Here is a 10,452-nt window from a genome sequence, read left to right on the forward strand (position 1 = left end):
TAATCTTTCCCCTGTTGAATATCGTGTGAAGGCTATGTAGCTCTTTATGAGTGTCTACTTGACGGGGGGCAGATCATATTATTATGTTGCATTCGCGAATATATTAAAAACAGGCTACACCCCTTATTTTTCAAGGGATAGCGCCTGTTTTTGTTTGGATTCCTATCTTTAAATGAAACATGTTGAATACTTATGTTATATCGAATGCAACATACTGTATTGATTTAATAGTCAAATGCCTTCTCATTTCGATCGTATACGTATGTGCTATTTTTGACATCGATTACAGTATTAGCAGCACCAAAAGGAGCAAATCCAGGATCTGTAGTGGGATCAACAGCTACATTCTCAGATTCTTTGTATATTGGTTCTAATTTTTCAGTTGGGGATTGTAATTGTTCTGACTGATATGCAGCTGTAAAAACAAGTAGCGTTGCTGAAGCTGTAATCAATAAATAACTTTTTTCATAGTGACCTTTCCTTTCTTTAAATATAGGCTATGTTAAAGTTGGCTGTTGATATTTGAAGGTTTCCAAACTATTAAGCATTAGTTGACCGATACTGTTGATTAAGAAATAAGGATAAACAATTTTTCGAAAGCTACTGTTTATCTTTTTTAATTTTTAAAATTACAAAAAAACAGCTAGCTGTGATGAGGAATGCAATTAAGTCTGACCCAAAAGTTCCCCAATCAAAGCCAGTAATTGCCCTGTAAAGCATCCAGGAAAATTGATAAATAACAACGACCATTATTAGAACAGGTGCAGTGCCAAAAGAACGTCTACTCATGTTTGTTGTTTACTCCTTCTTCTCTATCGTATAAATGATAAACTTTACTTTAATTTTATCATTTATATTGGCTTAGAGTATGCATATAAAATTAACGCTTACTCAATAGTACGTCCCTACGGACAGGTTTGAACGGAGGAATGAACGATGGCAGTTGAAATTTTTCAATACACACCAAAGCGATTAAAAAAAATGGTGAGCGGAGAGGCAGGCTTTCTCATTGAAGGTCCCGTAGACTTTTCTTTTGAGATACACATTGAATTATTTAAATTCGATAAGTATGAATGGCTTTTTCAATTCATGGAAGCAGAAAAAATCTCTCCTATCTATATCATGATAAAAACAGTAATGGAACTGGAGGAATTTATTGAAGATTGTAAACAAACCGATGCTTTCTTTGACATCGTTAAAAAAGATGAAAAAGGAGTCACTATAACAGTTCAGCTTGATAACATGGCATCTTTTCGATACCTATTTCCTTACTTGGTTACGTTTGGCTGCTCGTCTGAACTTGTCTTGTGGTCTAACGAGCCTTGGAATTTATCTTTTCACGACAATCTCTTAAATTTAGCTGTGAACGAAGAAACCATGGTTTATTGGATTGGCTACGATGGTGATTTCCTCAGTATCTTTACGGGACATACTGATTATTCTGCACCCGAAAAAATTGTTGAGAAACTTTCTCCCATTATGGATGTAGAAATTTGGAAATTGGAAAACGATGATATTGATGAAGAGTATTAATTCTATTTTTTTGATATCTCGTGTCTAAATGACAAGTCAAAAAGCATTTTTTTACTCAATAGTTCGTCCATAAATGTGATCTGCGATATCTTGGGTTTAATTACCAATAGACTGAACTGTTAAGTAAAAGGCATTTTCGATAACTGGGTTAAAGAAAGGCTCATTCAAGGATAATGTAGATTTTCTTACTTAACTAAGGGAGCAGTTTAGTTTAATAACAATAAATAAAAATTTCCTAATGCAACATAAATGCAATTATATTTCGTTAAGAGTGGTGTAGTTGATAATTTAAAAAGAAGAAATATTTTGACATTTTTTTAAGTAGGTAATAAAATAGAAAAAAAACTGATTTTGATAAATGGTAATAAAAACTAAATAAAACATGCGATGATGAAGAGGAGTAAACATTAGGAACACTTTAGAGAGCTGATGGTTGGTGAGAATCAGTGTGGGAATTTTGTTGAATGGGCTTCTGAGCAACCAAGCTGAACTAATAGTAGGTTATGGCGGAAAGTCTCACCGATTAAAAGAGACAATGTATCGAGCAATTATAAATTGTTTCTGTACAGTAAAGTGCGTTTATTTTTAATAAACGAACGAAGGTGGTACCACGGGGTTTCTCGTCCTTTTTTAGGATGAGGGACCCTTTTTTTATACTATAAATTGAGGGGATGAGTAGTTATGAGTAAAGTTGGGTTAGATTTGGAACGTATCGTTTTTATTGGAAGAACATTCGAGGAATATATGGCGATGTTTTCGCTTTCGTCAGAAGAAATGGAAGGAAAAAAGATTTTGGACTGTCCGGCAGGGGCGTGCTCTTTTACCTCTATCAGCCAGCAAAAGGGACTGGACGTGACCGCCTGTGACATTGCTTATTATCATCCGGGCGAAGCGCTTGCCAATAAAGGGGAAAAAGATCTTGAACACGCGATGGAGAGTGTAGAAAAAGCGAAAGCACAGTACGTGTTTGATTATTTTAAAGATGTGACAGATCTAGCGCAGCACCGGACCCGCGCACTTAATGATTGTGCAGCTGATATGAAACAAAATCCAGAGCGCTACATTCCTGTTACATTGCCTTCACTACCGTTTGAAAGTGAACAATTTGACTTGATTCTCTCTGCACACTTTTTGTTTACATACGGTGATCGCCTTGATAAAGTATTTCACCTGAATGTGATTGAAGAATTGCTTCGGGTAGCAAAAGAAGAAATTCGTATCTTTCCACTTATTGATCTTACTGGAAACAGGTACGAGCATTTAGATAAGATTGTGAAAATGCTCAAAGATCAAGGGCATGAAGTTGAAGAAGTTCGAGTGCCATATGAGTTCCAAAGAAATGCAAATACAATGATGAAAATTCGAAAGAAAGATAAAGAGTAAGGTAAATGTTTATTCCTGTTTTGCTTTTTATCGAAAAAAGGAACCAACTGATTAAATAATGCAACATAATGAATGAAAAATGAGGGGTTTTTATGGTTGCCGGACAAGGGCAAAAACAGCATGGGTCCGATCAGAAGGTTCTCTACCATAAAAAGTTTGTGAAATAATGTACTTAAAGTAACGGGTGCTTTAGTTGAACAAGGAACAAATAAGGGAGTGTACTTGCTCTTTTATTTGTTTTTTTGATGAAATATCAATATTGTCTTTAACATTTCCTAAAACATTAAAGCAAAAACAACTCAAATGGTTAATCAACAGTTGACCGATACTGTTGATTAAGTAAGCTGAACAGACCTTACTCAAAAACCAATACATGGTAAAGTAGATTGTGTGTATCAAGGAGGTTTTCAAATGAGAAGTGAACAAGAGATAATGTACTTAATCACTGAAACTGCAAGGAGAGATGACAGAGTCAGAGCAGTTTATCAAAATGGTTCACGCGTTAATATAAATGCTCCAAAAGATATCTTTCAAGATTATGATATTGTTTATGTAGTCAACGAAATCGCTTCTTTTTTGCAGGAAAGTAACTGGATAGATGTATTTGGAGAGCGGCTGATCATGCAAAAGCCAGATGAGCTAGATGTGCTTCGAGGTATCGTTAGCAGTCAATATGATTCCTATGGGTATCTAATGCTGTTTAAAGACGGGAATAGGATAGACCTGCGTTTACAAACAATTGAGGAAATGAAACGTACATATAAAAAAGATAGCTTAACAGCTCCGATCCTAGATAAAGATAAGATTCTTCCTAATATCCCGTATCCCTCTGACCAATCCTATCATGTCAGTAAACCGACAGCTGCTGACTACTATAGCTGTACCAATGATTTCTGGTGGTGCCTACAGAATGTTGCAAAAGGCATCTGGCGAGAAGAACTACCTTACGCAAAGCAAATGTTTGATCTTATAGTAAGAAATGATCTAGACATGATGGTTGCTTGGTGGATTGGCTGTAAGTATAACTTTCAAGTGTCAGCTGGCAAGATGGGAAAATATTTTCGTAATTATCTTACTGAGGATTATTGGACTATGTATAAATCTACATACTCTAATTGTGAAAAAGAAGTTTTTTGGATGAGTATATTTGCCGCTTGTACCCTTTTCCGTGAGCTTGCGTTAGATGTAGCCACACAACTCGGTTTTCCTTATGCAGCGGAAGAAGAGGCTGCTATGCTACACTTCCTTAGATCAGTACAAAACTTACACACTGATGCTAAGAAAATTTTTTAAAACACCAGCGGAATTTAGACAGGCTATAATATAGATTAATCAATAGTACGTCCATACAGTGTATCAAAAACAAAGAGGGATTTTATCAACACTTGGCTTTAGCAGAGCCAATTTTTTCAAAAGAGAGAGCAGCTGACTTTATTTGCGTTATTTGTTCCGCCGTGCTCTGATTCTCAGAGAAGTGAAACAGGCCGCTAAATAAGAACAGTCTCAGCATGTCAGATCGTATTACTAAGTTTAAAGAGAAAATGAATGGGCAGGGGCGTAAAAATGAAAAAAAGAGCGGTATTTTTCTTGATAGGAGCAGTATTATTTTTCGTCTCTCTTCCAATGAGCACAAAAATGACTATGGAACTCATTAATGATCAAAAAATGAATGCACGTTATACAATAACAGGGATAAATACTGAGTATTCACCTGTTGATTCGACCTTTAATTTTCATAATCAAAGGATAGAGATCGAAGAGAACATTAAAAATGAAGAAGCATATGTAGATCCTTGGAATAACAAAATAGCCCTTGCTGATCTGACTCTAAAATTAGATGGGATGCAAATCGATACATTAAGAGACTATCCAATACGAGTAGAGGAATTAGGCCTTAATAGGTATTATGGGCAGATCGCCTATTTAATGCTAGAAGATAAAAAGTTGGACAAAACCGAACTTGTCATATTATTAAAGAAAACTAGAGAATTAGAAATAGAAAATCCAAATGGAGATATTGTTGGCGGGGTTCCAGAAAATAAGTTAACATATACCCTTTTTCGAATAGAGGAAGGTAAGAACGTAAAGAGTGAATCTTTCCACTTTAACAAGCGGGATGAACTGCAAACAGAGTTGCTTAATGCAGGAGGTGTAGTACCTTACGCAATCGGCTATTATACAGACGCATGGGAGTGGTACCCGATCATTTTTTTCCGTGGATCTTTCCTTTCTTATCATTGTTGATTGGTTTTATGTTAGTCATTGTTTATTTTCCTATTAGAAAAACAAAAAAGAAATAAAATATTAATATTTCTTTCTATGCAAAGAGGTGTAGCATTGAATACCAATCAAAAAGCAATTGATGCTTTAGAGAATTATGAATACGAAGCAGCTTTAGCCCTTTTTCAGCGGGCCGTGAAAGAATCAAGAACCGTCCAATCGTTGCATAATCTTGCATGGATGTACAATTATGAAGAGGAGGATATCGAAAAAGCGCTTGAATTAGCAGAAGAAGTGGTTCGAATGAATCCAACTTCTCATTTTCCTTATAATCTATTAGGTGAAATTTATCTGAAACAAAAGAAGTGGCAGCCTGCCTTAGCTGTTTTGCAGAAGTCTATTTCCATTCAGCCATCCAACGAAGCGTATCACCATGCAGCGATCGTCATGTACCATCTTGGATACATTGAAGAAGCATCGGCTCTTTTTTTGAAGGTTGCTGGGGATTCAGACTATCTTATGTACACCCATATTAAATGCTTGATTGAATGTGGGCGGAAAGAAGAAGCATATTTAAAACTGAAAGCTTTTTCAAAAGAGGCAGATGAATTTGTTGGGGAAGTGGACATGGCGGATTTTTTTGTTGAAATGGACTGTTTCAAAGAAGCCATAAATTGGTTTGAGAAGGGCTGTTCATCTTATTCAAAAGGTCCTTATTGGATCAGTCGATTTGTTTATGCGTTGTTTAAAGTGGGGAATATCGACCGCGCTCATGAAGTCTTAACTGAGGCCATTCATCAACAAAATAAAGAGATAAAAAATGAGCTTGAAGAAGAATGTGAAGAAAATTGGACAGAAAAAGATAAAGAAGCTTCTATCGAGAACTTAATGGAGGAGAGGAAGGAATATGAGACAATAATGGATCGCATTTCATCTGGATATATTCCTTCACTAGAATTTGAAATGGCCATGACAGGAGGTTGTTACTTATTTGGATGTAAGCGACATAACCACCCCGAATATAAAGAATAAACCATAAGGAAAACGTGACCATTCGGGGTTTCATGAAACAATTTCTTTATTCCTTAATTTTTTTAAATTCAACTAAGGATTTCACAGTTGAGATGACTAATAGGATAATGACTAACCCAAATTGAATAACATCATTTTGGATATTGCCATTTATTAGTAGCCATAAGTAGACAAGTGCGATAGCCACTGTGATAAGCGACCAGAGCAAGTTCTTATTTTTCACTCTCTTTTTGAAGACCTGTCCAATACTCCATAAAATACTAAGACATAAGAAAAATAAGATAATCTGAATAAAAAAGTCTATCATAATATCACCTTTTAAAATTAATAGTAGGATAAGGAATCCGCTTAAAATCAAATACCATCTTGGTTTTTGCTAGACCATTAAAAAGAACAGGTTTATAACTCATACATTTTTTTTCGTTTCTTTTCCCAGTCCGGATCATCTTTCCAATAATAAAAATCTTCTTTTATGTCCAACTTTTCTCCGTTTATTATTACTGTTTGCTCATCGATCCATTGAACATCAGTACGTTCTTCATCATAGTTAAAATAAATATTTTTACTTTCTTTGTTTGCGTAAATTACTTCCCCTCTCATTTGGTACCGGCTAGTTGCACCGCCTTCATCAACTAAATACATATGAATTACAGCTTCATTAGTGGGAGAGGGTATTTCTTTAACTAATATGCCTAACGGTAGATCTTCTGGATCTTGTTGAAATTGATATAAAACAACTATCAATAAAGGAATAGAAAACAAAGAGATTAAGCCAACAATTAAAGCTTTCTTCATATAATCAACCTCATTTTCTTTTACAAATATAGAACACAATATTTTCTTAACTGAAAGTATTGATTAGTACTTCATCTTATCATTTCTTGATCCTACGACTATCAATCCTACTTTTCTAGAAGATCCTTTCCCATGTGCCTGTTTTAATTTATTCTAAGCCTGCTGATGTCAAAACTAGAAGAGGTCATACCTAAATTCTTTAGCATATTTTACTTTTTTATGAGCAGTGTCGGTAAACTGTTTGCACTTAAATATTTATACTTCTTCTTTCTTATCAATCTAGAGTTTAGTGTAAATATTTTCCCGAAATATAAAATAGGTACATTTAACTATTCAGAAGCATCATTAACAAATTGGATACAATTACAAAAAATCCGTTTTTTATTCAATAAAAAAGTTTTCTTCTTTTTTTGATACATGTTAATTTAATATGATGACGTCAAGAAAAATATGAGTTAAAACGCAGTCAGAATAACTTTTTTAGTCAACATAAAGAAGTTTATCTTTTTATAACAATTCCATTTAAAGGTTTTTTTGTTAATATTTTTAAAATACTAAAAAGTTCTTGTAAAAACGTATTTTTTAGTTTATAAAGGAATCTATAGCGTTATTAATATCTTTTAAATTTAGACAATGTGTATTTGGCAGAATTTAATAAAGAAAAGGAAAGAGGAAAACGAGTGAAAATTGTTAAAGCATTATCCGCTTTGGTTTTGTCCACTACTTTAATTGCCCCATCAGTCTCAGCCGCTACAAAATCTACCGAGCTTTATGAAATTGGTGACGTAGACTCTTCTTATCGTTTTTATGATTCTATTGAGCGTTTTATTAATGCAGACATAATTGATGGTTATGTGGAATCAGAATCATTTGAGGAAGACGGGGAAGTATATGATTATACTTATGTGAATGTCCGCCCTGAAGAAAAAGTGACGCGGGCGCAGTTCACTAAAATTTTAGTCAGTGCCTTGTCATTGAAAGCTGGTACAGGTGTGCAGGCGTTTTCAGATGTAAAAGCGTCAAAATGGCATTATGACTATATCCGTACAGCAAGCAGCCTGGGAATTATCGCGGGATATAAAGACGGGAAGTTCTATCCAGACGCTAACATTACCCGTGAGCAGATGGCTGCTATGATTTATCGTGCGTTTAAAGATACTGTTGAATACCCTTCACAAGTCAAAACATTTAAAGATGTTGCTAAAACGAGCTTTGCTTACGAAGCGGTCACAAAACTTGCAGCAAAAGGGATCGTTATGGGCTATGGGGACACATTTAAACCGAATGACCTCGCTACACGTGGACAGGCTATTGCGATCATTGACCGGGCTTTGTATGAGGAGCCAGGCAGCGCTGAAAATAGCTCTGGTGTAATGGACATTGTAAACCGAAGCATCACAGAAGAACTTCAGCTTATGAAAGCTCAGGATACAGCTGGCCTCGAAGCTTTATACAACGAAATTGCGACAGGTTACTACTTGTCTTATTCACTCGAAAGCCTTGGTTTGGGGGAAGAGATAGAAGAAGAACCGGATACTACTTTTTCAGTTGAGCAGGTTGGTACTCATTCTCTTGATATGATTAAAATTAGAAAGCGCATGGCAGAAGTACGTGTTGATGATTTAACTTTAAAAGTGGCATTTACATCTCCAGATATGTCTTTCTCGATGAATGTGGATGCATCAGGTGTTGCTTATCTGAAAAAAGATGCTGACGGAGTATGGAAAATCTATAACATCCAATTAGATGACGAATCAGAAGAGCTATTGGAAGCTGAGATTTCTGAAGCCGTAAGTGAATCTTAATCTTTTTGCCTATAAAGTAGAAGAAAACCTTTAGTTATGAAACAAAAAGCAAACAAGTGTAATTCCCGCTTGTTTGCTTTTTTGTTTCCAATTAGTTCCTTAGTATAGACGTTAAAATGATCTAGTTGCTTGATCAACAGTTGACCGATACTGTTGAGTAAATAACAGTATTGTTGAAGAACAAAGTTGAAAACTTATTATAGTGTTCTCTTATGTTAGTACAATAAAATGAGTGAGGGGGGTTTCTAATATGATTGTATCATTAAGGCAGTTCCTAACTAAATTCGACCGAATACAAAAGAACCGAAATACCCTTATCATTGGTATTGATGGTGCAAGTGCCTCTGGCAAAAGCACAATAGCGGATAAACTTAGGAAATTGGATAATAGAGTGGTCATTGTGCATATGGATGACTTTTATCGTCCTTCTGAAGAACAAAAAGCGATTAATCCAGAAGTTATCGGTGGAAATTTTGACTGGAAACGGGTATGTGAACAGGTTCTTACTCCTTTATCTCATAACAAATTCGGACGGTATCAGCGATACGATTGGGACACAGACCAAATGGCTGAATGGCACGATGTGCCGACAGGTGGAATCTTAATTATTGAGGGATGCTATTCAATTCGAAAAGAGTTACTACCTCTTTATGATGTTCGAATTTGGATAGATAGTCCAAAGCAAACTAGCCTTGAAAGAATTGTCCAAAGGGAGCAAGTTGGAACTGGCAATAGGTATTTGTGGGAAAACGTCTATCGTCCTGATGAAGAAAAATATATTGAGGTTCAAAGATCATGGGAACACGCAGACCTCATCATTGATGGTACTGGACAGATTGGTGACATTTCTATTTATGAAGTTAATGTAATGTACGAGAGTGACAGATGGCTATACCTTTAATGGTAATCACATTTTCTTGTTCAACTAATTGTGGGTTTGTGAAGTATTGTACTTAAAGTAACGGGTGCAAGAGTTTAAGAACGAGCTGTCATTGAGGCAGCTTTTTTTTATTGAACTAACGAAGCAGGTTAATTGAACAAGGAATTCAGGATTTTAATATAGAATTATCTATAAAAAGCAGGTGAAAATGATGAGGAAAATTTATATTCTATCTGGACCAGCAGGGGTTGGTAAATCTACTACTTCACAGAGACTTGCTGAACAGCTTGACCATAGTGCTTATATTGAAGGGGATGTAATTAATCATATGGTGATTGGAGGATACCTTCCACCGTGGGAAAGTAAAGAAGCAGTAGCGTTAATTTGGGAAAATATAGCGGATTTAAGTATCAATTTTGTCCAGGCAAATAAGGATGTTGTGATTGATTATGTTGCTTTTCCAAAAGAAGTAGAAGAATTTTCCCGAAAGGTTTATGCCAAAGTTAAAAGTGTTGAAATTATGTATATTGTTTTATGGGTAGATAGTGATGAATTGTTGAGAAGAGACGCTTTAAGGATAAAAGAACATCAGATGGGAGTAAGATGTTTAGAATTAGTAAATGAGTTTGAAAGTAAAGAAATAGATAAACGCTTTTTTTATAATACAACTGACTTAAAACCATCAAATTTAGATGAAATTATTTCAAATATAAAAGAAAATCCTAGCTTCTTATTCAGCTCCCATGAAAATTCAATTCTCTAACTTCATAAAATGGCCATACTAAATTAGACGCAGCCCATTCA

At 35.2% G+C, this 10,452-nt stretch carries 11 protein-coding genes and 1 other annotated feature; of the genes, 8 read left to right on the forward strand and 3 right to left on the reverse strand.

The features are described 5' to 3' along the window. Nucleotides 1-224: 224 nt before the first annotated feature. The gene (locus tag NLX67_RS21870) at nt 225-452 is read right to left on the reverse strand and encodes a hypothetical protein (RefSeq protein ID WP_254313517.1); all 228 of its coding nucleotides are present in this window, start codon (nt 450-452) and stop codon (nt 225-227) included. Between the two features lie 148 nt (nt 453-600). Beyond that, nucleotides 601-789, reverse strand: coding sequence for a hypothetical protein (locus NLX67_RS21875; RefSeq protein WP_254313518.1), 189 nt, complete (start codon nt 787-789; stop codon nt 601-603). Nucleotides 790-936: 147 nt separating this feature from the next. On the opposite strand from NLX67_RS21875, the gene NLX67_RS21880 reads away from it, so the two are divergent. The 5 genes from NLX67_RS21880 to NLX67_RS21900 all read left to right on the forward strand — a co-directional run bounded on the left by NLX67_RS21880 (nt 937) and on the right by NLX67_RS21900 (nt 6,168). Beyond that, nucleotides 937-1,533: a hypothetical protein gene (locus NLX67_RS21880; RefSeq protein WP_254313519.1), complete on the forward strand. Its 597-nt coding sequence runs from the start codon at nt 937-939 to the stop codon at nt 1,531-1,533. Between the two features lie 378 nt (nt 1,534-1,911). Beyond that, nucleotides 1,912-2,164, forward strand: a binding site (T-box leader). A 50-nt stretch (nt 2,165-2,214) separates the two neighbouring features. Then, entirely contained in the window at nt 2,215-2,916 is a 702-nt protein-coding gene (locus NLX67_RS21885) for a class I SAM-dependent methyltransferase (protein WP_254313520.1), read from the forward strand. Between the two features lie 411 nt (nt 2,917-3,327). After that, a complete protein-coding gene (locus NLX67_RS21890; protein WP_254313521.1) occupies nt 3,328-4,209 on the forward strand; it encodes an aminoglycoside 6-adenylyltransferase in 882 nt (293 codons plus the stop codon). Nucleotides 4,210-4,479: 270 nt separating this feature from the next. Beyond that, nucleotides 4,480-5,160, forward strand: coding sequence for a hypothetical protein (locus NLX67_RS21895; RefSeq protein ID WP_254313522.1), 681 nt, complete (start codon nt 4,480-4,482; stop codon nt 5,158-5,160). 93 nt (nt 5,161-5,253) lie between these two features. After that, the gene (locus tag NLX67_RS21900) at nt 5,254-6,168 is read left to right on the forward strand and encodes a tetratricopeptide repeat protein (protein WP_254313526.1); all 915 of its coding nucleotides are present in this window, start codon (nt 5,254-5,256) and stop codon (nt 6,166-6,168) included. Between the two features lie 399 nt (nt 6,169-6,567). Here the strand turns inward: NLX67_RS21900 and NLX67_RS21905 are convergent, their stop codons facing one another. Beyond that, entirely contained in the window at nt 6,568-6,963 is a 396-nt protein-coding gene (locus NLX67_RS21905; protein ID WP_254313523.1) for a DUF5412 family protein, read from the reverse strand. Between the two features lie 680 nt (nt 6,964-7,643). Between NLX67_RS21905 and NLX67_RS21910 the strand changes: the two genes are divergently transcribed. The 3 genes from NLX67_RS21910 (at nt 7,644) to NLX67_RS21920 (ending at nt 10,411) form a co-directional block, all read left to right on the forward strand. Continuing rightward, on the forward strand, nt 7,644-8,768 hold the full coding sequence (locus tag NLX67_RS21910) for an S-layer homology domain-containing protein (protein ID WP_254313524.1): 1,125 nt from the start codon (nt 7,644-7,646) through the stop codon (nt 8,766-8,768). Between the two features lie 250 nt (nt 8,769-9,018). Next, complete coding sequence (locus tag NLX67_RS21915) at nt 9,019-9,669, forward strand: uridine kinase family protein (RefSeq protein ID WP_254313525.1); 651 nt, start codon at nt 9,019-9,021, stop codon at nt 9,667-9,669. A 187-nt stretch (nt 9,670-9,856) separates the two neighbouring features. Beyond that, on the forward strand, nt 9,857-10,411 hold the full coding sequence (locus NLX67_RS21920) for an AAA family ATPase (RefSeq protein WP_309143163.1): 555 nt from the start codon (nt 9,857-9,859) through the stop codon (nt 10,409-10,411). The last annotated feature ends 41 nt before the right edge of the window (nt 10,412-10,452 follow it).

This window comes from Domibacillus sp. A3M-37 (assembly GCF_024213455.1).
Classification (GTDB): domain Bacteria; phylum Bacillota; class Bacilli; order Bacillales; family Domibacillaceae; genus Domibacillus; species Domibacillus tundrae.

What these genes read in the sequence shown, in the direction of transcription:
- NLX67_RS21875 (WP_254313518.1), bottom strand. Translation starts at nt 789, where the DNA reads ATGAGTAGACGTTCTTTTGGCACTGCACCTGTTCTAATAATGGTCGTT.
- NLX67_RS21880 (WP_254313519.1), top strand. Translation starts at nt 937, where the DNA reads ATGGCAGTTGAAATTTTTCAATACACACCAAAGCGATTAAAAAAAATG.
- NLX67_RS21885 (WP_254313520.1), top strand. Translation starts at nt 2,215, where the DNA reads ATGAGTAAAGTTGGGTTAGATTTGGAACGTATCGTTTTTATTGGAAGA.
- NLX67_RS21890 (WP_254313521.1), top strand. Translation starts at nt 3,328, where the DNA reads ATGAGAAGTGAACAAGAGATAATGTACTTAATCACTGAAACTGCAAGG.
- NLX67_RS21895 (WP_254313522.1), top strand. Translation starts at nt 4,480, where the DNA reads ATGAAAAAAAGAGCGGTATTTTTCTTGATAGGAGCAGTATTATTTTTC.
- NLX67_RS21905 (WP_254313523.1), bottom strand. Translation starts at nt 6,963, where the DNA reads ATGAAGAAAGCTTTAATTGTTGGCTTAATCTCTTTGTTTTCTATTCCT.
- NLX67_RS21915 (WP_254313525.1), top strand. Translation starts at nt 9,019, where the DNA reads ATGATTGTATCATTAAGGCAGTTCCTAACTAAATTCGACCGAATACAA.
- NLX67_RS21920 (WP_309143163.1), top strand. Translation starts at nt 9,857, where the DNA reads ATGATGAGGAAAATTTATATTCTATCTGGACCAGCAGGGGTTGGTAAA.